We start from the raw sequence: 20,962 nt of genomic DNA, 5'->3' as shown, positions 1-20,962 counted from the left end.
CCATGATCCGTTTTGACTCGCTGCGCCCTGATCTGCTGCAGGCCCTTCGTGACTCTGGCTGGCACCCCCAGCGGAGGGTGGATGTCGGCCCCTGGCTGGACTCCTTGCGTCAGGAAGGCTATACGCCGAACCCGAAGGCTGAAGAAATCCTTGCCACGCTAGGGGGATTGAGTATTGAGCCGATAAACCAATCTGGCCCAAACTTCAGCAATGATGAGCCTTTCAATTTCGATCCCATTTCGGCTGGGGCCGGTCAACGGAGCCTGGCATTGGAAATTGAAGGGATTCTGGGCGGGAACTATTTCCCGATCGGTGAATGGCTCAGCTATTCGAGCGTCTTCGTAGAGGCTGGAGGGAAGGTGGTTGCCGCTGGCCTCGGATGGATCTGGGGATTGGGCTCCACCTTCGAAGATGCCTTGGAGTTGGCGGTTTGTGCAGATCGCCCCTTGGTTTGTCTGCACTCCGACTCGGGGCTGGATCCGTGGCCTCGATGAATTCGCTGCAGTAAATTGAAGCCCCGCCAGGTGCGTCCCTGGCGGGGCTTCTGCGTGAGGTGGCTGCTGCTGTCTGGCGCCGGGCCGGGAACGAGAAGGTCGATGGAAGCGACATCTACCACAAGATCGATCTTCGGCTCGGCGGGCAGGATGACATCGCCAACGTGTGGCCACTCGACAGCCCAGTGAACCGAAGCCTCGGATCCCAGATATCGCATCAACTTAGAGCACAAGGGCTGCAAGCGGGCGACGTGGTGTGCAGCGTCTCGATCACAGTCAGGAGATGTTGGGTGGGGCAGGGCCATGCAGTTGCGTGATGTGGACGTCTCTCACGCCGTGGTGACCAGTGTGGGCCTCTTCGGCCTGTGGCGTGCGAGCGCCTTCGGCCACGTCAATGAGCTGGAGCAGTGGGAGAAGGAGGCGGCCAAGGACGCTGCCATCGAGCGACGGATCTCAGACGGTGCCTTTGTCCCGATCAACGTCGGAGGCAACGGGGCGTTCCAGATCGCCGTCCGCGGCGTAGATGCCCGGGAAACCTCAGCGAGCGGGAAAGGGCATATCTCCTCGTTTCGTCCGAGCCGTATCTTCTGGTCTCGGACGGGGGGCTGGAGCTGGGCGGGCTCGAAGCCGTCGGGAATTACAGTGGCGCCGAGAAGGAGCAGCTGCCGCTGGATAGTGGTAAGTACGCCGCCGTCGTTCACCTGCTGGACTGGCAGGCGGAGCCCGGTAGCCAGACGGCCGATGGAGAGCCGTCCGCGGATGCTCTTCCCGACTTCATCGTGGAGGTCTTCGGTCCCAAGGATGGAGAGCAATTTCGCACCAAGGTCGAGACATTCGATCGGCCGTAGTGAGATGAATCCGTGAAGAGTCGGCGTTGCCATCGCTGTGCAGATTAGGCCGGGGGGTCGCCATCAGGGTCGAGGCGAACCTTGGGCTCTTTGAGTACATCGACGGGTTCTACGATCCCCGCCGCATCCAGAAACGACTCGGCTACCTCGGCCCCATGAGGGACACGGTTGCGGGTGGAGCTTGCCGATGCGAACAACGATCGTCCTGCGCCTCGGGAGGCGCAGGACAATGAGGAAGGCGGACGTGGCCTTGCCCTCGTCGCCGCCTTGGCGGAGAGGTGGGGGTGTTGTCCGCGCATGTATGGGATCGGCAAGGCCGTTTGGGCTGAACTGCTCCTCTGATTCAGGAGGCGTGTCAGCCGGCGAGCCCCAGCTCCCGCGCGATCAGCATCCGTTGCACCTCGCTCGTCCCCTCCCCGATCTCCAGGATCTTGGAGTCCCGCCACATGCGGGCGACCGGGTACTCGTTCATGAAGCCGTAGCCGCCGTGGATCTGCGTCGCGTCGCGGGCGTTGTCCACCGCGATCGTCGACGAGTACAGCTTCGCCAGCGCCGCCTCCTTCTTGAAGGGTTCGCCGGCGACCAGGCGGCTCGCCGCGTCGCGCCAGGCGAGGCGGGCCGTGTGGGCCTTCATCTCCATGTCGGCGATCTTGAACTGGATGGCCTGGTTGGCGCCGATGGGGCGGCCGAAGGCGTGGCGTTCCTTGGCGTACTTCACCGACTCGTCCACGCAGCCCTGCGCCAGGCCCGTCGCCAGCGCCGCGATGGCGATGCGGCCCTCGTCCAGGATGCGCAGGAACTGGGCGTAGCCGCGACCCTCTTCGCCCAGGAGGTTGGCCGCCGGGACGCGGACGTCCGCGAAGGACAGCTCACGGGTGTCGGAGGCGTTCCAGCCGACCTTGGAGTAGGGCGCCGCGACCGTGAAGCCCGGCGTGCCGGACGGGACGATGATCGCGGAGATCCGCGGCCTGCCGTCCGGCTTGCGGCCGGTGACCGCCGTCACCGTGACCAGGCCCGTGATGTCCGTGCCGGAGTTGGTGATGAAGCACTTGGAGCCGTTGATCACCCATTCGTCCGTCTCCGGGTCGAGACGGGCCGTCGTCCGGGTCGCACCCGCGTCCGAGCCGCCGTCGGGCTCGGTCAGCCCGAAAGCGCCGAGCATCTCACCGGAACACAGACGCGGGAGCCATTCCCGCTTCTGCTCCTCCGTGCCGAAGAGATGGATCGGCATGGCGCCGAGTGAGACGCCCGCTTCGAGGGTGATGGCGACCGAGGAGTCCACCCGGGCCAGCTCCTCCAGCACGATGCCCAGCGCCAGATAGTCGCCGCCCATGCCGCCGTGCTCCTCCGGGAACGGCAGGCCGAACAGGCCCATGCGGCCCATCTCCCGCACGATCTCGTACGGGAACTCATGACGCTCGTAGAAGTCGCCGATCTTGGGCGCCACGACATCGTGGGCGAACTCCCGCACCGTGCGGCGGAGTTCCTCCAGTTCGGGGGAGAGACGGTGGTCCATGGCTGTTCACTGCTCCTTGTGGGAGAGGGCTCGTACGGTGCGGGACGGGCTGGGTCGGCCCAGTTGTCCGGCCATCCACGCGCTTGTGGCGACGAGACGGTCCAGGTTGACCCCGGTGTCGATGCCGAGGCCCTGAAGCATCCACACGAGGTCTTCGGTGGCGAGGTTGCCGGTGGCGGACTTGGCGTAGGGGCAGCCGCCGAGGCCGCCCGCGGAGGCGTCGACGGTGGTGACGCCGTGCTGCAGGGCGGCGTAGGTGTTGGCCAGTGCCTGGCCGTAGGTGTCGTGGAAGTGGACGCCGACGACGTTCGTCGGCACGCCCTCCTCGTTGAGCATGGACAGGAGTTCCAGCACATGGCCGGGCGTCGCGACGCCGATCGTGTCGCCGAGGCTCAGCTCGTCGCAGCCCATGTCCCGCAGCGCCTTGCAGACCCGCACCACCTGGTGGATCGGGACCGCGCCCTCCCAGGGGTCGCCGAAGCACATGGAGACATAGCCGCGGACGTGCAGGTTCTCGTCCCTGGCGCGCGCCACGACCGGCTCGAACACCGCCAGCGACTCGTCCAGCGTCCGGTTGAGGTTGGCCTTGGCGAAGGACTCCGTGGCGCTGGCGAAGACGGCGACCCGTCGGGCGCCGAGGGCCAGGGCGCGGTCCAGGCCGCGGTCGTTGGGGACCAGGACGGGCAGGTGCACGCCCAACAGGTCGCCGACGAGCGGGAACAGCTGCTCGGCGTCGGCGAGTTGGGGCACCCACTTGGGGTGGACGAAACTGGTGGCCTCGATGGTCGTCAGCCCCGCGTCGGCGAGGCGGCGGACGAACTCCGCCTTGACCTCGGTCGGCACGGTCGACTTCTCGTTCTGCAGGCCGTCGCGCGCGCCGACCTCGTGGATCCGGACGCGGGCGGGCAGACCCGCTGCCGGTACGGGCATGGGGAGACCCTCGACTGTCATTCCGCCGCCTCCTCGTGCGGTGCGATGACCGCCAGGACCTGGTCCATGGCGACCGTCGTGCCGGGCGTGACGTCCAGTTCGGCGACCGTGCCGGCGTGCGGGGCGGAGATGACGTGCTCCATCTTCATCGCCTCGACGACCAGCAGGCTCTGCCCGGCGGCCACTTCGTCCCCGACGGCCACCTTCACGACGGTGACGGTGCCCGGCATGGGTGCGGTGAGGGAGTCGGCGCCCGCGTGTGCGGCGCCGGTGAGCGAGGCGGCCACCGGATCGTGGTCGCGCACGTGCCAGGCGTCGCCGTCGCGGCCCAGCCAGGTGCCGTCCGGCAGGGTGGCGAGGTGGAAGGTGTGGCGGACGCCGTCGAGGGTGACGGCCACACGGTCGTCCGCGACGGTGTGGGCGCCGCGCGGGACGTACTCCACGGGGTCGGTGATCCGGAGCGGGAAGCCGACGGGCCGGTGCTCGCCACCCAGCCGCCACCCGCTCGGCACGGAGAACGGATCGGTCCACCCGTCACCGCGAGGCCGCAGCGCGTCCAGGCGTACGGCCGCGGCGGCCTCGTACACCTCGTCCGGTACGTCGGTGGCGACCAGGTCGTCCACCACGCGCTCGACCAGACCCGTGTCCAACTCGCCCGCGACGACCGCCGGATGCGCGAGCAGCCGCCGCAGGAACCCGGCGTTCGTCTGCACGCCCAGTGTGACCGTCTCCGCGAGGGCCGCCCGGAGCTTGCGGAGCGCGGTGGCGCGGTCGGGGCCGTACGCGATCACCTTGGACAGCATCGGGTCGTACAGGCTGCCGACCTCGGTGCCCTCGCTGAGCCCGGAGTCGGTGCGGATGCCGTCGCCCTGGGGCTCGTGCAGCTTGAGGACCGTGCCGCCCGAGGGGAGGAACCCGCGGGAGGGGTCTTCGGCGCAGACGCGGGCCTCGACCGCGTGCCCCGTGAGGGTGATGTCGTCCTGCTGGTACGGCAGTTCCTCGCCCGCCGCCACCCGCAGCTGCCACTCCACCAGGTCCAGCCCCGTGATCAGCTCGGTGACCGGGTGCTCGACCTGGAGGCGGGTGTTCATCTCCATGAAGTAGTACGAGGACGGGTCGCCGCCCGGCACGATGAACTCCACCGTGCCCGCGCCCCGGTAGCCGCAGGACCGTGCCGCCTGGACGGCCGCCTCGCCCATCGCCGCGCGGATCTCCTCGTCGAGCAGCACACTCGGCGCCTCCTCGATGATCTTCTGGTGCCGGCGCTGGAGGGAGCACTCGCGCTCGCCGAGGTGGACGACATTGCCGTGACCGTCCGCCAGCACCTGGATCTCGATGTGCCGGGGCCGGTCGACCCACCGCTCGACGAGGAGGGTGTCGTCGCCGAAGGAGGCGCGGGCCTCGCGGCGGGCGGCGGCGATCTCGTCGCCCAGCACGGCCGCGTCCCGCACCAGCCGCATGCCCTTGCCGCCACCGCCGGCGGAGGGCTTGAGCAGCACGGGCATGCCGATCTCGCGGGCGGCGTCGGCGAGTTGGCCGTCCGTGAGCCCGCTGCCGCTGGAGCCCGGCACGACCGGAACCCCGGCCGCCTGCACCGTCTCCTTGGCCCGGATCTTGTCGCCCATCAGGGAGATGGCGTCCGCGGACGGCCCGATGAAGACGAGCCCGGCGTCGGCGCACGCGCGCGCGAAGCCGGCGTTCTCCGCGAGGAAGCCGTATCCCGGGTGGACGGCCTGCGCACCGGTACGGGCCGCCGCCTGAAGCAGCCGCTCCACGGACAGATAGCTCTCGGCGGCCGGCGCCGGACCGATCCGTACCGCCGTGTCGGCCTCCCGCACATGCCGCGCGTCGGCGTCCGCGTCGGAGAAGACGGCCACCGAGCGCACGCCCAGCGAGCGGAGCGTACGGATCACTCGGACGGCGATCTCGCCCCGGTTGGCCACGAGGACCGTGTCGAACATGGTCTGCCTCATCGTCGTCGTCATCGTCACAGTCCCCCTCACATCCGGAAGACGCCGAACTGGGGCTCACCCAGGGGCGCGTTGGCACAGGCGGTCAGGGCGAGGCCCAGCACCTGACGGGTCTCCAGCGGGTCGATCACGCCGTCGTCCCAGAGGCGGGCCGTCGCGTAGTAGGCGTTGCCCTGGCGCTCGTACTGCTCACGGATCGGCGCCTTGAAGGACTCCTCGTCCTCCGCCGGCCAGTCCTCGCCCCGCGCCTCCGACTGGTCCCGCTTGACGGTCGCGAGGACCGAGGCGGCCTGCTCGCCGCCCATGACGGAGATCTTGGCGCCCGGCCACATCCACAGGAAGCGGGGCGAGTACGCGCGCCCGCACATGGAGTAGTTCCCGGCGCCGTACGACCCGCCGACCACCACCGTCAGCTTCGGCACGCGCGGGCACGCCACCGCCGTCACCATCTTGGCGCCGTGCTTGGCGATGCCACCGGCCTCGTAGTCCTTGCCGACCATGAACCCGGAGATGTTCTGCAGGAAGACCAGCGGGATCCCGCGCTGGTCGCACAGCTCGATGAAGTGGGCGCCCTTCTGGGCGGACTCGGAGAACAGGATGCCGTTGTTGGCGACGATGCCGACCGGATGGCCGTGGATACGGGCGAAGCCGGTGACGAGGGTCTGTCCGAACTCGGACTTGAACTCCGCGAAACGGGAGCCGTCGACCACGCGCGCGATGATCTCGCGTACGTCGTAGGGGGTGCGGGAGTCGACCGGGACCGCGCCGTAGAGGCCGTAGGGGTCGACCTTCGGTTCGGTGGCGGGGGTGACCTCCCAGGGAAGCGTCCCGCGCGCGGGGAGGGTGGCGACGATGTTCCGCACGATCCGCAGGGCGTGGGCGTCGTCCTCGGCGAGATGGTCGGTCACGCCGGACACGCGCGCGTGGACGTCGCCGCCGCCGAGCTCCTCCGCGGTGACGACCTCACCGGTGGCGGCCTTCACCAGCGGGGGACCGCCGAGGAAGATCGTGCCCTGGTTGCGGACGATGACGGCCTCGTCGCTCATGGCGGGCACGTAGGCGCCGCCGGCGGTGCACGACCCGAGCACGGCGGCGATCTGCGGGATCCCGGCGCCCGACATCCGGGCCTGGTTGTAGAAGATCCGCCCGAAGTGCTCCCGGTCCGGGAAGACCTCGTCCTGCATGGGCAGGAAGGCGCCGCCGGAGTCGACGAGGTAGAGACACGGCAGGCGGTTCTCCAGGGCCACCTCCTGCGCGCGCAGGTGTTTCTTCACGGTCATCGGGTAGTACGTCCCGCCCTTGACCGTGGCGTCGTTGGCGACGATCACGCACTCGCGCCCGCCGACCCGGCCGATCCCGGCGATGACACCGGCGGCCGGGGCCTGCCCGTCGTACATGCCGTCGGCGGCGAGGGGAGCGAGCTCCAGGAAGGGGGAGCCGGGGTCGAGGAGGGTGTCGACGCGGTCGCGCGGCAGCAGCTTGCCGCGCGCGGTGTGCCGGGCGCGCGCCTTCTCACCGCCTCCCAGCCGGGCGGCGGCGAGCTTGCCACGCAGCTCGTCCACCAGCGCCCGATGGGCCTCCTCGTTGGCCCGCCAGGCCTGAGACGCGGGATCTGCCGCGCTCGCAAGCTCCGGTGCCTCGTGCATCCTGCGGTCCCCTCACCAGTGGTCCACCAGTTAATGAGCGTTAACGCATTTCCTTCAGGTTAACGACCGCTAACCTCCCTGTCTAGAATTGCTTCCATGGCCACCAGAACCGACGCCCCCACCCGCCGCGAGCAGATCCTCAAGGAGGCCGCGCGGCTCTTCGCCGAGCGTGGTTTCCACGGCGTCGGCGTGGATGAGATAGGCGCCGCCGTGGGCATCAGCGGCCCCGGTCTCTACCGCCACTTCGCCGGCAAGGACGCGATGCTCGCCGAGCTGCTGGTCGGCATCAGCGGGCAGCTCCTGACGGGCGCGAAACGACGCCTCGCGGAGGCCGACGGGGTGCCGGCCGAGGCGGTCCTCGACTCCCTCATCGAGGGCCACATCGACTTCGCCCTCGACGACCGCCCCCTCATCACCCTGCACGACCGCGAGCTGGACCGCTTGCGCGACAGCGACCGCAAGCTCGTACGGCAGCTCCAGCGGCAGTACGTCGAGCTGTGGGTGGAGGTGGTGCGCGAGGTGTACCCGGACCTGACGGAGCCGACGGCCCGCTCGGCGGTGCACTCGGTGTTCGGCCTGCTCAACTCGACCCCGCATCTGGGGCGGCCGGGGGCGCTGCCGGGACGGGGGGGCACGGCGGAGCTGCTGCACCGGATGGCGCGGGGGGCGTTCGGGGCGGCCGGGGTGGCGTGACCTACCCGTCGGCGGGGTGGTCGGGATCCAGCACGAACCAGGCCCACACCAGCAGCGACGCGTAGGCGAGCCCGATCAGCGCGGTCAGCAGCACCAGCAGCCCGAACAGGCCCAGCGGCCAGCGCGCCGCCACGTACGCGGAGGCAGCCTGTCCGTCGCGCGGCGGGTCCAGCTCGGCGGCGTGGAACACCGCGAGGCGGCGCCGCTCCAGCTCGGCCAGGCGCAGCGCGCTCGCGGGGGCGGACGGAGGGCCTCCGGTCGTCAGGGTCGCCCGCATCCTGCGCACCCCGCCGGCGGTGACGCAGACCAGCTCGGCCAGCGCGGTCAGGCCGCCCAGCAGCAACCCGGCGGCGAGGCGGAGCCAACGCTCGGTGAATCCGATCACGACGGGCCGGGCTGGCCAAGGTCGCCGGGGCGGCGCCCTGCGGAAAACCGCACTCCTGACGTGCGGAGCGCCACAGCCGGTTGTGCGGCCTTCCTCATACCGCCTTTAGGTCAAGACTTCGTAAAGTGGCCCGTATGATCATTGCTGCTGCAGCCGAGGCGCCCGTCGGCGGAGTCGCCGGCTGGGCCGCCGACCTCATGGAGAAACTGGGCGGTCCCGGCGCCGGACTGGCCATCGCGCTGGAGAACCTCTTCCCGCCGCTGCCGAGCGAGGTGATCCTGCCGCTGGCGGGGTTCACGGCGAGCCAGGGCCGGATGGACGTCGTCGCCGCCGTCGCCTGGACGACCGCGGGTTCGGTGGTCGGCGCCCTGGCCCTGTACCTCCTCGGCGCGCTCTTCGGCCGGGACCGGCTGATCGCGGCGGCGGCGCGACTGCCGCTGGTGAAGGTCGCGGACGTGGAACGGACCGAGGCGTGGTTCGTCCGGCACGGCACCAAGGCCGTGTTCTTCGGCCGCTTCGTGCCCATCTTCCGCAGCCTGATCTCGATACCGGCCGGTGTGGAACGCATGCGGCTCCCGCTGTTCCTCGCCCTCACCGCGGCGGGCAGCCTCATCTGGAACACCGCCTTCATCGCCGCCGGCTACGCGCTGGGCGCGCGCTGGCACGAGGTCACCGACCTGGTGGGCCTCTACTCCAAGGTGATCCTGGCGGTCGTGGGCGTGGCGGCCCTGGCCTTCGTGGGCGTACGGCTGCTTCGGGCGGGGCGTGGGGCGCGGCGGCGTCCGGTCGGGTCGGGTGCCGAACGGCGCCCCTGAAGACGGAGCCCCTGAAGGCGGCGCCCTAAAGTGGGCCGCCTCAGCGACACTCGGCGCAACGAGGGGGGCGTATGGCCGACGAGGCCGAGGCGGTCGAGGCGGTCGAGGGTACCCGCAGCGCCGCGCGGACGATCATCGACGGCAACATGTACATGGTGCTGGCCACAGTGGGCCCCGACGGAGCCCCCTGGGCCGCGCCGCTCTTCTACTCCACCGAGGACGGGCGGGACTTCTACTGGGTCTCGTCCCCCGAGGTCACGCACTCCCGCAACCTCGCCCACGAGCCCCGCGTCGGCATCGTCATCCACGACTCCCGCGCACCGGTCGGCACGGCGGGGCCGCGCGCGCTGTATCTGACCGCCACGGCGACGGAGCTGGACGGGGCGCAGGCGCTGGAGGGGCTGCGGGTCATCCCGGGGCCCGCCGGTCGTGGCGGACGGGCGCTCGCTGAGGAGGAAGTGCGCCCGCCGGCGCCGTGGCGGGTGTACCGGGCCCGGGTGAGTGGGTACTCGATGATCTGCCCGCGCGAGGAGGGCGGGCCGTGTGCCGAGCACGGGCTGGACTTCGAGCACCGGGGGGACGTACGGCTCTGAGTGACGAGCGTTACGGACCTTGACCTCTGGACGCCTGTGGATACTCGCCGGTACGGTTAAGTGAGCAAGCGCTTAGCCATGGGGCCGCAAGCATCAATCGAGCAATTCCCACGGCGAGCAACCAGGTACGCGAGAGCGGCGCCGGTTTAGGCGCGAAGAAGGGTGGCGGCGGTGCGCCGTACGGTGTTCAACGAGGATCACGAGGCGTTCCGGGAGACCATCCGCGCCTTCATCGAGGCCGAGGTCGTCCCGGTCTACGACGAGTGGTTTGCGGCCGGTCAGGCGCCGCGCGACTTCTACTACAAGCTCGCCGAGCTCGGCGTCTTCGGTATCCGCGTCGACGAGGAGTACGGCGGCGCGGGCATCGAGTCGTACAAGTTCGAAGCCGTCATGTACGAGGAGACCGCCCGCGCGGGCGTCCAGTTCGGTGGCTCCGGCGTGCACGTGCTGCTCGGCCTGCCGTACATCAAGATGCTCGCCAGCGACGAGCAGAAGAAGCGGTTCCTGCCGAAGTTCGTCTCCGGTGAGGAGATGTGGGCGCTGGCGATGACCGAGCCGGGCACCGGCTCCGACCTCGCGGGCATGAAGACCACCGCCAAGCTCTCCGAGGACGGCACGCACTACGTCCTCAACGGCGCCAAGACCTTCATCACCGGCGGCGTCCACGCCGACCGCGTGATCGTCTGCGCCCGCACCGACGCGCCCAGCGCCGAGGACCGCCGCCACGGCATCTCCCTGTTCGCCGTGGACACCAAGTCCGAGGGCTACTCCGTCGGCCGCAAGCTCGACAAGCTCGGCCTGAAGACCTCCGACACCGCCGAGCTGGCGTTCGTCGACGTGAAGGTCCCCGTCGAGGACCTCCTCGGCGAGGAGAACAAGGGCTTCTACTACCTCGGCCACAACCTGGCCTCCGAGCGCTGGGGCATCGCCTTCGGCGCCTACGCGCAGGCCAAGGCCGCCGTGCGGTTCGCCAAGGAGTACGTCCAGGACCGCACCGTCTTCGGCAAGTCCGTCGCCTCCTTCCAGAACACCAAGTTCGAGCTGGCCGCCTGCCAGGCCGAGGTCGACGCGGCCGAGGCCGTCGCCGACCGCGCGCTGGAGGCCCTCGACGCGGGCGAGCTGACCCCGGCCGAGGCCGCGTCCGCCAAGCTCTTCTGCACCGAGGTCGCGCACCGAGTGATCGACCGCTGCCTGCAGCTGCACGGCGGCTACGGCTTCATGAACGAGTACCCGATCGCCCGCCTGTACGCGGACAACCGCGTCAACCGCATCTACGGCGGTACCAGCGAGATCATGAAGTCGATCATCGCGAAGGACATGGGCCTGTAAGGTCCTGGAAATTACCGGACAGTAGAAAAGGTGCCATGAACGAGGCACTACAGGGTCTCCTCGATCTGCTCGACCTGGAGCAGATCGAGGAGAACATCTTCCGCGGCCAGTCCCGCTCCGCCGTCGTCCCGCGCGTCTTCGGCGGTCAGGTCGCGGCCCAGGCGCTGGTCGCCGCCGGGCGTACGGTCCCCGAGGACCGCCACGCCCACTCGCTGCACGCGTACTTCCTGCGCACCGGCGACCCGGGCGCGCCCATCGTCTACAACGTCGAGCGCATGCGCGACGGCCGCTCCTTCACCACCCGCCGCGTCGTCGCCGTCCAGCACGGCAAGCCGATCTTCGCCCTGTCCGCCTCCTTCCAGCTCCACGAGGAGGGCATGGACCACCAGGCCCCCATGCCGCCCGCGCCGGACCCGGAGACGCTTCCCACCTCCCAGGAACGGCTGCGCGACTACGACCACCTCGACCCGGTGGTCGTGGAGAGGTTCCTGGAGGCCCGTCAGTCGGTCGACCTGCGCTACGTCGACGAGCCGCCGTACGGCAGGTTCGGCGAGCCCCGCGAACCGCACTCCCAGGTCTGGTTCCGCACCAGCGGCAAGCTGGCCGACGACCCGCTCCTGCACGTCGTACTCGCCACGTACGTCTCGGATATGACCCTCCTCGACTCGGTGCTGCTGGCGCACGGGCGGGGCGGCTGGGCCGTCGGGGACGTGGTCGGCGCCTCCCTGGACCACGCGATGTGGTTCCACCGCCCCTTCCGCGCGGACGAGTGGCTGCTCTACGACCAGGAGTCGCCGTCGGCGCACGGCGGGCGGGGCCTCGGCCAGGCCCGTATCTACACGCAGGACGGGCAGCTGGCGGTGTCGGTGATCCAGGAGGGTGTGGTCCGCATCCCGAGGTGACCGCTCACCGACCCCGGGGCCGGCACGTCACCCACGCGCGTTCCGCAGTCGCGCGAAGGACGTGTCGAGCCCCCTCTTCAGCAACCGGGCCGCCGGTCGCTCCACATACCGGTGGACCAGCCGGCTCAGTGCCAGGAACCCGGCGATCACCACGACGATCAGCAGCCGGGGGTCCATGGTGTCCCGCAGGCGGTTGATCAGCGCCGTACCGGCCAGGTAGTGCGTCAGGTAGAGCGGATACGTCAGCGCTCCCGCGGTGACCAGCCACTTCCAGCGGTGTCCAGTAGACGCCGTCGACATGCGGCGAGGCCGAACCGGACTGCAGCATCGTGAGGTTGAGCAGTATCTCCCGCAGTTGGCCGGTCGAGCCGGTAGGTGCCGGCGTAGTGGTGCACGGCCACCAACAGGGCGGCGAGCAGACGGATGCCGTCGATGACGTACAGCCGACGTCCCTCCCGCGCGGGGGTGGCCGCCGGTCTGCGCGTCCGGTGCGCCAGGGACGGCGGCCGTTCGGGCACCTTCTCGGCGAGTGGGGGGAGGGGCTGCGCGGGCAGGCGCGCTGCGCCCGGCGCCCGCGAGACTTCAACGTGGTCGAGTACAACCCACTCTTACTCGGCCAGGCCCGCCTCACTCAGCAGATACGCCGTCATCGGGTCGTAGAAGCGCGGGCTGACGACGTGGTCGTCCAACGGCACCACCACCTGCACGATCCCCTCCGCCTCCGCGAGGAAGAGCGCCGGGTCGTTGCAGTCCGCGTACCCGACGGAGTCGACTCCGTGCTGCCCGGCGTACCCCGCCCACCCGTGGTCCGCGACGACCAGGTCCGGCAGCGGACGGCCCTCGCGCTCAAGTCCCGTCAGGATGGCCTTCATCGGCTCGCCGGAGTGGGTGTGCCAGAGGGTGGCCCCGTGTTCCAGGACCGCCACGTCGGCGAACTGCATGACGTAGCCCTCGTCCGTCTGCAGGCCCTCCGGGATGACGACGATCTCGCAGCCCGCCGCGCGCAACGCCGCCGCCGTCGCGCGGTGGACGTCCAGCAGGCCGCCCGGGTGGCCGGTCGCGAAGAGCACCCGCTGCCGGCCCTCCGCCGCCTTGCGCAGGCGGCCCGCCATGCGCTCCAGCGCGGCCACCGTCAGCTCGGGGTCGATGGTGTCCTGACCGTGGCGGTGCTCGGCGTCGTCGTTCACCCCGACGCGCTCCGCCATCACCGCGAGGACGTCCTGCTCGTCGGTCCAGCGGTCGCCGAGCTCCAGGCCGAGCCAGTAGTGGCGGTCGCCGTTCGCCAGCTTGCGGTAGTGGGAGAGGTTGTTCTCGCGGGGAGTGGCGACGTCGCCCGCGATACGGGTTCTGACGAGGTGGTCGACGAGCTCGGCGCGGCTGGGTGTCCCGGGTATCGGCATGGTCCCCATTGTGAGGCAGACAACTGTGGGAACGCCCGCGTCCGGTGCGCGTGCGACGCGGGTCACTGTCCGGATCACTGCTCGGTGTGGCGCAGGGCGAACCACAGTTCCATCCGTACGTCCGGGTCGTCCAGGTCCGTGTCGAGAAGCGCCGCGCAACGGGCGATCCGTTGCCGGACGGTGTTGCGGTGGACGGACAGGGCGACGGCCGTGCGGTCCCAACTGCCGTGCAGGGAGAGCCAGGTGCGCAGGGTCTCGGTGAGGGGCGCGGTCAGGGGCGCGAGGAGCGCGCGGGCGTGGGCCTGCGCCTCGTCGGGGGAGAGCAGGTCCGTGAGGGCCGGGCGGTGCGTGCCGTGCCGGAACAGGGGTGTGCGGGTGGCCCTCGCCCGGGACAGGGCCCGGGCCGCCTGGGTGTCGGCCGCCGGCCAGTCGTGCGCGGTCGCGGGGGCGCTGACGCCCAGGGTCCAGCCGGGCTGCGGGGACGGTTCGCGGTCCGCCGGGACGAGGACGCGTACGGCGTCCGGCGCCAGGTCGACCAGCGGGGAGCCGAGCGCCGCGCCCAGCGCCGAGGCCGCGACCGGATCGCAGGGCTGGGTGTCGGGGCGGCCGTGGACCACGAGCCACCGGTCGCCGCCCAGCAGCGGGGCCACCGCCTGCGGCTCGGCACCCAGCAGCAGCCGTACGAGCGCCGACGAGCGGGCCGCCCCCGAGCCGCTCTGGTGCTCGCCGGTGAGGAGGGAGAGGAGCACGGCGGCGACGGAGGCGATGGTGTGGTCGCCGGGCTCGCGGTGCGGGGCGGCGACGCCGAGGACGAAGCCCTGGTCGGCGCCGAGGGCGTAGGTGGCGAGGTGGGTGCCGGCGATGGTGTCGGTCGCGGAGGTGGGGGAGGGAGGCGTGGACGGGCGGGCGACGGCGTGGGGCGTCTCGGCGCTCGGACGTGGGGCTTCGAGGCGGGTGGCCCGCCGTGCGGTGGCGCGGGCGGCTGTTCCGGCGGAGTCCGGGGCGGCGGTCGACCGGGTGGCCTGCGAGCCGCCGGTCTGCCGTGCGGTCTCACGGCCGGCCGCTCCCGCGGTTGCGGTCACCACCGGACGTACCACTGCCGTCAACTCCGCCAGCGCCGCCCGCACCGCATCGTCCGGCGCCTCCCGCCCCGCCTCTCCGATCACCGCCCCCTCCGGCCCGTACAGCACCGCCCAGCCCCCCACCCGCTGGGCCAGCTGCCGCAGGACCGCCCGTACCGGATCCGGGCGGGAGGCCGCCGCCGCCAGGCTCTGCTGGGCCTCCGTCACGCGGCGCAGCTCGGCGTGGCGGGCCTGGGCCATGAGCTGCCAGACCGCGCGGGCCACGCCCGAGAAGGTCGTCCGGGGCGGGACCTCCAGAAGCGGGAGGCCGTACGTGTCGCACGCCGCCACCAGGGCGCGCGGCACCGTGTCGTGCACGGGAGCGAGCCCGAAGCCGAGCGCCGCGCCGCCCGCCGCCACGATCCTCGACACGTAGTCGTCGAAGTAGGTCCCCGACCCCGCCGCCTCCGGGATGTGCACCCCGGCCGTCAGCAGCAGCTCCCCGCCCAGCAGATACGGATACGGATCGGCCATCTCCGAGGTGTGCGCCCAGTGGATGACCGTGCCCCCGTCCCCGTCCCCGTCCCTGTCCCTGTCTCCGGCCCCCTCCCCGTCCGCGTCCGTCGGGCCGGCGATCTGGCGCAGGCCCAGGTCCTCGCGGGCCAGGAGCGCCGAGAGCGGTACGGGTGGGGTGGGCGGAACGGCCGGGTCCGGCATGTGGATGTTTCCTCCAGTCACGCAACCTCAGATGGATGAAACGTACACTTCGCAGTCTCTTTCCGGCCACCTAGTGTCGACGTCTGTCACCCCCCGGCGATTCGAGCGTTCGATTGAGGGAGGTCCCCGTGGCCGTCGACTACACAGTGATCGTCGTCTATCTGGCCGGCATGCTGGCCATGGGCTGGTGGGGCATGCGCCGCGCCAAGTCCAAGAGCGAGTTCCTGGTGGCCGGGCGCCGGCTCGGGCCGGCCATGTACTCCGGCACCATGGCCGCGATCGTCCTCGGCGGCGCGTCCACCATCGGGGGTGTGGGCCTCGGTTACCAGTACGGGCTCTCCGGTGCCTGGATGGTGTTCACCATCGGCCTCGGGCTCCTCGCGCTCTCCGTCTTCTTCTCCGCCCGTATCGCCCGCCTGAAGGTCTACACCGTCTCCGAGATGCTCGACCTGCGCTACGGCGGCCGGGCCGGCGTCATCTCCGGTGTCGTCATGTGGGCGTACACCCTCATGCTCGCGGTCACGTCGACCATCGCGTACGCCACGATCTTCGACGTCCTGTTCGACATGAACCGGACGCTCGCGATCGTCCTCGGCGGCTCGATCGTCGTCGCCTACTCGGCGCTCGGCGGCATGTGGTCGATCACCCTGACCGACATGGTGCAGTTCGTGGTGAAGACGGTCGGGGTGCTGCTGCTCCTGCTGCCCATCGCCGTCGTCAAGGCGGGCGGGTTCAGCGAGATGAAGGCGCAGCTGCCCACCGAGTACTTCGATCCGCTCGGCATCGGCGGCGAGACGATCTTCACCTACGTCCTGATCTACACCTTCGGCATGCTCATCGGGCAGGACATCTGGCAGCGCGTCTTCACCGCCCGCAGCGACAGGACCGCCAAGTGGGGCGGCACCGTCGCCGGCGCCTACTGTCTCGCCTACGCCCTCGCCGGTGCCGTCATCGGTACCGCGGCCAAGGTGCTCTACCCCGAGCTCGGCAGTGCGGACGACGCCTTCGCGACCATCGTCAAGGACGAACTCCCGGTCGGCGTACGGGGTCTGGTGCTCGCCGCCGCCCTCGCGGCCGTGATGTCCACCTCCTCCGGCGCGCTCATCGCCTGCGCGACCGTCGCCAACAACGACATCTGGTCGCGGCTGCGGGGCGCGGTCCGCCGTACGGAGGACACACACGACGGCGCGCACGACGAGGTGAAGGGCAACCGCGCCTTCATCCTCCTCATGGGCCTCGCCGTCATCGCCACGGCGATCGCGATCGACAACGTGGTCGAGGCGCTCACCGTCGCCTACAACCTCCTCGTCGGCGGACTGCTCGTGCCGATCCTGGGCGGGCTGCTGTGGCGGCGCGGAACGGCGCACGGCGCGCTGGCCTCGGTCGTCGTCGGCGGCGTGACGGTGATCGTCCTGATGGCGACCCACGGCATCCTCGCCAACGAACCCGTCTACTACGGCCTGCTGTCTTCCCTCGCCGCCTACATCGCCGTCTCCTTGATGACAAGGCCGACCGACGCGGCCGTGCTCGCCGCCTGGCGTGAGCGTCTCGCCGGGCGGGATCCCGAACTCGTGTCCGAACCGGTGCCGGCTCCCCAGTAGAGTCACAGGCGGAAGTACATACGCGACGAAGCGTAGGAAAGAAGGCATTTCACGATGACTGGCAACGAGACGCCCCGCGGCCCTGTCGACTCCTCCCGCATCCCGCGGTACGCCGGACCCGCGACCTTCGCCCGGCTGCCCCGCCTCGACGAGGTCGGCCGCGCCGACGTGGCCGTGGTCGGCGTCCCGTTCGACTCGGGCGTCTCCTACCGGCCGGGCGCCCGCTTCGGCGGCAACGCGATCCGCGAGGCCTCCAGGCTGCTGCGCCCGTACAACCCGGCACAGGACGCCTCCCCCTTCGCCCTCGCCCAGGTGGCGGACGGCGGCGACATCGCGGTCAACCCGTTCAACATCAACGAGGCCGTCGAGACGGTCGAGGCCGCCGCCGACGACCTGATCGGCACCGGCGCCCGCCTGATGACCCTGGGCGGCGACCACACCATCGCGCTCCCGCTGCTGCGCTCGGTGGCGAAGAAGCACGGCCCGGTCGCCCTGCTCCACTTCGACGCCCACCTCGACACCTGGGACACGTACTTCGGCGCGGAGTACACCCACGGCACGCCCTTCCGGCGCGCGGTGGAGGAGGGCATCCTCGACACCTCCGCCCTCTCCCACGTCGGCATCCGCGGCCCGCTGTACGGCAAGCAGGACCTGACCGACGACGAGAAGATGGGCTTTGGCATCGTCACGTCGGCGGACGTCTACCGGCGCGGCGCCGACGAGGTCGCCGACCAGCTGCGCCAGCGCATCGGCGATCGCCCGCTGTACATCTCCATCGACATCGACTGCCTCGACCCGGCGCACGCCCCCGGCACCGGCACCCCCGAGGCGGGCGGCATGACCTCGCGCGAGCTGCTGGAGATCCTGCGGGGACTGGCCTCCTGCAACCTGGTCTCCGCGGACGTCGTCGAGGTGGCGCCCGCGTACGATCACGCCGAGATCACGTCGGTGGCCGCGTCCCACACGGCGTACGAACTGACCACGATCATGTCCCGCCAGATCGCGGCGGCCCGTAAGGAGAGCGACGGCAAGTGACCCACGACCACGACCTGGTACTCCGCCCGACGGAGGCGCAGATCGCCGCCGCCCTGAACCCTCCGGCCGGCCGCAACGGCGGAGACCTGGTCGTGGAGACGCTGGCCGGGCTCGGCGCGACGACGGTCTTCGGGCTGCCCGGCCAGCACGCGCTGGGCATGTTCGACGCGCTACGCCGTTCCGACCTGCGGTACCTCGGGCTGCGGGTGGAGAACAACGCCGGGTTCGCGGCGGACGCGTACGGCCGGATCACGGGCGAGGCGGCCCCCCTGCTGCTGTCGACGGGCCCGGGGGCGCTGACATCGCTGGCCGCGCTCCAGGAGGCGGCCGCGGCATCGGCCCCCGTGCTGGCGATCAGCAGCCAGATCCCGACGGCGGGACTGGGCGGCGGCAGGCATGGTTATCTGCACGAACTCCCGGACCAGGCGGCGTCGTTCCGCGGCGTGGTGAAGTCGGTCCACACCGTCCGCACCCAGTCCCAGATCCCCTCCGCCATCGAGGCGGCCTGGAAGTCGGCACTCACGGCCCCGCACGGCCCGGTGTGGGTGGAGATCCCGCAGGACGTGCTGCTCGCGCAGACGTCGATCCCGGTGGTGACGGGCGGCGACGCCTTCCCCGAGGAGCTGCCGCCGCGCCCCGAACTGACGGCGGTGGCGGCCGACTTGCTGTCGCGAGCCGCCCGTCCGGCGATCATCGCGGGCGGGGGAGTGGTACGGGCGGACGCCTCGGGCAAGCTGAAGCAGCTGGCGGAGACGCTCCAGGCACCGGTCGTCACGACCCCCGGCGGCAAGGGCGCGTTCCCCTGGAAGCACCCGCTGTCCCTCCAGTCGTGGATCGAGGACCGGCACACGACGGACTTCCTGGAGGACGCCGACGTACTCCTCGTCGTCGGCTCGGGCCTGGGCGAACTGTCCTCGAACTACCACACGTTCAAGCCGCGCGGCCGCGTCATCCAGATCGAGGCCGACCTCGGCAAGCTGGAGTCCAACCACCCCGCGCTGGGCATCCACGCGGATGCGCGGCTGGCCTTGCAGGCGCTGCTGGAGACGGTGACGGAACGGGAGGACGGCGGGGCGTCCCCGTCGGCGCCGGAGCGTGTCCGTGAGGTCCTCGCGAAGGTCGCCGACCGCATCGACGCCCAGGAACTCACCCTGGAACAGGGGGTGTTGGCGTCCGTACGCCGCGCCCTCCCCGCCGACTCCCCGTCCTTCTGGGACATGACGATCCTCGCGTACTGGGCCTGGTCGGCCTTCGACGCCAAGGGCCCCAACCACATGCACTCCGCCCAGGGTGCCGGCGGCCTCGGCTACGGCTTCCCGGCGGCCCTCGGCGCGGCGGCCGCGGATCCGACCCGGCCGGTGCTGGCGGTCTCCGGTGACGGAGGGGCCCTGTACTCGATCGCCGAGCTCGCGACGGCCCGCCAGTACGACCTGAACGTCACCTGGCTCATCGTCGACGACGGCGGCTACGGCATCCTGCGCGAGTACATGACGGACGCCTTCGGTGAGGCGACGGCGACGGAGCTGACGCGGCCGGACTACGTGGCGCTGGCCGAGTCCTTCGGTGTCCCCGGGGTCCGTACGACCCCGGAGACACTGGAGGCGGATCTGGCGAAGGCCCTTCAGACCGCCGGCCCGTCGGTGGTCGTGCTCCCGGCGGTGCTGCGGATGTTCGCGCCGACGCACCTCACGACGTGATGCCCCGGCTGCCTAGTCGCGCATCTCGGCGTGGTCGCGGTTGTTGCAGGCGTCCTCCAACGCGGCGCCCGTCCACGGGGCGGCCACTGGGATGAGCCCGATCGCCTGCCTGCAGAGGTTGGCGGTGGAGAAGTCCCGGTAGCCGGCGATGTTGATACGGCCCCGGTCGCCGTTGTCGGCGTGGGCCGGTGTGGCGAGTAGGAGGCCTGCCATGGTGAGCGCGGCGAGCGCGCTGATCTTCTTCATAGCCGGGTCAACGGCATCGGATCGGCGCAGGTTATTCCGCTGCACAGGTGGTGCCCGAGCGCGCCAGGGGCCGACGAGGCCCCTGGCGCGTCCATGGCTCTATGGCGACTGAGCAGGGCGGCCCTGTCGCCTACCAGATCGCCTCGACCCACTCCGGGTGGTCGATGAACGGGTTGCGGTTGTGCTGGTACGTGTCGTAGATGACCTGGTTGCGCCGCTCCTCGAAGGCGCTCGGCGGGTCCTGCTCGTTCCACTGCTTGAGGATGGCGAGCTTGCCCATGAACGGGTTGCTGCCGTTGCCCACCTTCTCGTTGGGCTCCAGGTCGGCGAAGCCGTCGTCACCCTCGTAGCGCACGGCCATGTAGAGGATCATGCGGGCCACGTCGCCCTTGTCCGCGGCGCGCGGCTGGAAGGAGTCGGAGTCGACGAGGCTGCCGCCGCCGTTGGTGACGGTGCTGCCGCCGTTGTCGAAGTCCAGGTTGCCGCGGGTGCTGTTGATCGTCACGTCGCAGGCGCGCAGATGGTGCAGGTCGGTGCCGGGGCCGGTCCCCTCGCCGAAGTCGCCGTGGGACTTGGCCCAGGTGTGCTCGCGGTTCCAGTCGCCGACGTCGCCGCCGTTGAGGGACTTGCTGCGGGAGGCGCCGCTGTACAGCAGGATCACGTTGCTGCTGTTGTTCGGGTCCTGGTCAGCGGCCTTGAGCGCGTTCCAGACGGCGGAGTACGAGATCTTCGTCTGGTCGCTGATGATCGTGTGCAGCGAGTCCTTCAGGGCCGTGCCGGACTTGCCGATCGCGTCGGCGTAGTACGTGTCGTCGTACGCAGTCGTCGTCGCCGCGGCAGGGGCCGCGGTGAGCGCCGGGGTCGCGAGGCCGACCAGGACGGCGGCCGTCGTCAGTGCCACTGACTTCCAGCGGGGGCGTATGCGTGTCGCCAGCATGTGGGGTGTCCCATCTACGCGGGTTGAATGGAGGCGGCAAACGGGAGAGTGGCATGGACATGCGGTGGTGTCGAGAGCTTGCGCGTGTCCATTGGGTGACGGGAAACGGCAAATCGGGGCTGTCTACGCGAGTTGAAACGACGAAAC

Annotated in this window: 20 protein-coding genes; 9 read left to right on the top strand and 11 right to left on the bottom strand. The window is 70.6% G+C overall.

The features are described from left to right. Positions 1 to 2 precede the first annotated feature (2 nt). Positions 3 to 494, top strand: coding sequence for an SUKH-3 domain-containing protein (locus AB5J49_RS17510; protein ID WP_369175171.1), 492 nt, complete (start codon positions 3 to 5; stop codon positions 492 to 494). A 329-nt stretch (positions 495 to 823) separates the two neighbouring features. Here the strand turns inward: AB5J49_RS17510 and AB5J49_RS17505 are convergent, their stop codons facing one another. From AB5J49_RS17505 to AB5J49_RS17485, 5 genes are all read right to left on the bottom strand, one after another. Next, entirely contained in the window at positions 824 to 1,375 is a 552-nt protein-coding gene (locus tag AB5J49_RS17505) for a hypothetical protein (protein ID WP_369169564.1), read from the bottom strand. A gap of 322 nt (positions 1,376 to 1,697) precedes the next feature. Continuing rightward, positions 1,698 to 2,858: an acyl-CoA dehydrogenase family protein gene (locus AB5J49_RS17500; protein WP_369169563.1), complete on the bottom strand. Its 1,161-nt coding sequence runs from the start codon at positions 2,856 to 2,858 to the stop codon at positions 1,698 to 1,700. A gap of 6 nt (positions 2,859 to 2,864) precedes the next feature. Further along, positions 2,865 to 3,809 carry a hydroxymethylglutaryl-CoA lyase gene (locus tag AB5J49_RS17495; RefSeq protein WP_369169562.1) on the bottom strand — a complete coding sequence of 315 codons (945 nt, stop codon included), beginning with the start codon at positions 3,807 to 3,809 and terminating at the stop codon, positions 2,865 to 2,867. Then, positions 3,806 to 5,749 carry an acetyl-CoA carboxylase biotin carboxylase subunit gene (locus tag AB5J49_RS17490; RefSeq protein WP_369175170.1) on the bottom strand — a complete coding sequence of 648 codons (1,944 nt, stop codon included), beginning with the start codon at positions 5,747 to 5,749 and terminating at the stop codon, positions 3,806 to 3,808. Before AB5J49_RS17490 ends, AB5J49_RS17495 begins: the two co-directional genes overlap by 4 nt. 38 nt (positions 5,750 to 5,787) lie before the next feature. Continuing rightward, on the bottom strand, positions 5,788 to 7,404 hold the full coding sequence (locus tag AB5J49_RS17485; protein WP_369169561.1) for a carboxyl transferase domain-containing protein: 1,617 nt from the start codon (positions 7,402 to 7,404) through the stop codon (positions 5,788 to 5,790). Between the two features lie 96 nt (positions 7,405 to 7,500). Here AB5J49_RS17485 and AB5J49_RS17480 point away from each other — a divergent pair, with 96 nt between their 5' ends. Continuing rightward, a complete protein-coding gene (locus AB5J49_RS17480) occupies positions 7,501 to 8,097 on the top strand; it encodes a TetR/AcrR family transcriptional regulator (protein ID WP_369169560.1) in 597 nt (198 codons plus the stop codon). A gap of 1 nt (position 8,098) precedes the next feature. On the opposite strand, the gene AB5J49_RS17475 is transcribed toward AB5J49_RS17480, so the two are convergent. Then, the gene (locus tag AB5J49_RS17475) at positions 8,099 to 8,482 is read right to left on the bottom strand and encodes a hypothetical protein (protein WP_369169559.1); all 384 of its coding nucleotides are present in this window, start codon (positions 8,480 to 8,482) and stop codon (positions 8,099 to 8,101) included. A 197-nt stretch (positions 8,483 to 8,679) separates the two neighbouring features. Between AB5J49_RS17475 and AB5J49_RS17470 the strand changes: the two genes are divergently transcribed. The 4 genes from AB5J49_RS17470 (at position 8,680) to tesB (ending at position 12,121) form a co-directional block, all read left to right on the top strand. Then, the gene (locus AB5J49_RS17470) at positions 8,680 to 9,297 is read left to right on the top strand and encodes a DedA family protein (RefSeq protein WP_369175169.1); all 618 of its coding nucleotides are present in this window, start codon (positions 8,680 to 8,682) and stop codon (positions 9,295 to 9,297) included. Between the two features lie 71 nt (positions 9,298 to 9,368). Then, positions 9,369 to 9,890: a pyridoxamine 5'-phosphate oxidase family protein gene (locus AB5J49_RS17465; protein ID WP_369169558.1), complete on the top strand. Its 522-nt coding sequence runs from the start codon at positions 9,369 to 9,371 to the stop codon at positions 9,888 to 9,890. A gap of 171 nt (positions 9,891 to 10,061) precedes the next feature. After that, positions 10,062 to 11,219: an acyl-CoA dehydrogenase family protein gene (locus tag AB5J49_RS17460; protein ID WP_369169557.1), complete on the top strand. Its 1,158-nt coding sequence runs from the start codon at positions 10,062 to 10,064 to the stop codon at positions 11,217 to 11,219. Between the two features lie 35 nt (positions 11,220 to 11,254). Further along, the gene (gene tesB / locus AB5J49_RS17455) at positions 11,255 to 12,121 is read left to right on the top strand and encodes an acyl-CoA thioesterase II (RefSeq protein WP_369169556.1); all 867 of its coding nucleotides are present in this window, start codon (positions 11,255 to 11,257) and stop codon (positions 12,119 to 12,121) included. A gap of 27 nt (positions 12,122 to 12,148) precedes the next feature. On the opposite strand, the gene AB5J49_RS17450 is transcribed toward tesB, so the two are convergent. The 3 genes from AB5J49_RS17450 to AB5J49_RS17440 all read right to left on the bottom strand — a co-directional run bounded on the left by AB5J49_RS17450 (position 12,149) and on the right by AB5J49_RS17440 (position 15,299). Continuing rightward, positions 12,149 to 12,421: a hypothetical protein gene (locus AB5J49_RS17450; RefSeq protein ID WP_369169555.1), complete on the bottom strand. Its 273-nt coding sequence runs from the start codon at positions 12,419 to 12,421 to the stop codon at positions 12,149 to 12,151. Positions 12,422 to 12,729: 308 nt separating this feature from the next. After that, a complete protein-coding gene (locus tag AB5J49_RS17445; protein WP_369169554.1) occupies positions 12,730 to 13,521 on the bottom strand; it encodes a phosphatase in 792 nt (263 codons plus the stop codon). 74 nt (positions 13,522 to 13,595) lie between these two features. Next, positions 13,596 to 15,299 (bottom strand): helix-turn-helix domain-containing protein, encoded by a 1,704-nt coding sequence (locus AB5J49_RS17440; RefSeq protein ID WP_369169553.1) that lies wholly within the window; start codon positions 15,297 to 15,299, stop codon positions 13,596 to 13,598. A gap of 128 nt (positions 15,300 to 15,427) precedes the next feature. Here AB5J49_RS17440 and AB5J49_RS17435 point away from each other — a divergent pair, with 128 nt between their 5' ends. Genes AB5J49_RS17435 through AB5J49_RS17425 form a run of 3 tightly spaced genes read left to right on the top strand, consistent with a single transcriptional unit; the run spans position 15,428 to position 19,632 of the window. Next, complete coding sequence (locus AB5J49_RS17435; protein WP_369169552.1) at positions 15,428 to 16,900, top strand: sodium:solute symporter; 1,473 nt, start codon at positions 15,428 to 15,430, stop codon at positions 16,898 to 16,900. Positions 16,901 to 16,954: 54 nt separating this feature from the next. Beyond that, positions 16,955 to 17,935, top strand: a complete 981-nt coding sequence (gene speB / locus AB5J49_RS17430) for an agmatinase (RefSeq protein WP_369169551.1) — start codon at positions 16,955 to 16,957, stop codon at positions 17,933 to 17,935. Continuing rightward, entirely contained in the window at positions 17,932 to 19,632 is a 1,701-nt protein-coding gene (locus AB5J49_RS17425; RefSeq protein ID WP_369169550.1) for a thiamine pyrophosphate-binding protein, read from the top strand. Before speB ends, AB5J49_RS17425 begins: the two co-directional genes overlap by 4 nt. Positions 19,633 to 19,644: 12 nt before the next feature. Here AB5J49_RS17425 and AB5J49_RS17420 read toward each other — a convergent pair whose 3' ends face one another. Both AB5J49_RS17420 and AB5J49_RS17415 read right to left on the bottom strand, forming a co-directional pair. Beyond that, complete coding sequence (locus AB5J49_RS17420) at positions 19,645 to 19,878, bottom strand: hypothetical protein (RefSeq protein ID WP_369169549.1); 234 nt, start codon at positions 19,876 to 19,878, stop codon at positions 19,645 to 19,647. Positions 19,879 to 20,008: 130 nt separating this feature from the next. Next, the gene (locus AB5J49_RS17415; protein ID WP_369169548.1) at positions 20,009 to 20,815 is read right to left on the bottom strand and encodes an endonuclease I family protein; all 807 of its coding nucleotides are present in this window, start codon (positions 20,813 to 20,815) and stop codon (positions 20,009 to 20,011) included. Positions 20,816 to 20,962 lie beyond the last annotated feature (147 nt).

Source organism: Streptomyces sp. R28 (genome assembly GCF_041052385.1).
Lineage (GTDB): Bacteria > Actinomycetota > Actinomycetes > Streptomycetales > Streptomycetaceae > Streptomyces.
Note: the sequence above shows the minus strand (reverse complement) of the source record. Positions and strands in the feature narration are given on the sequence as shown.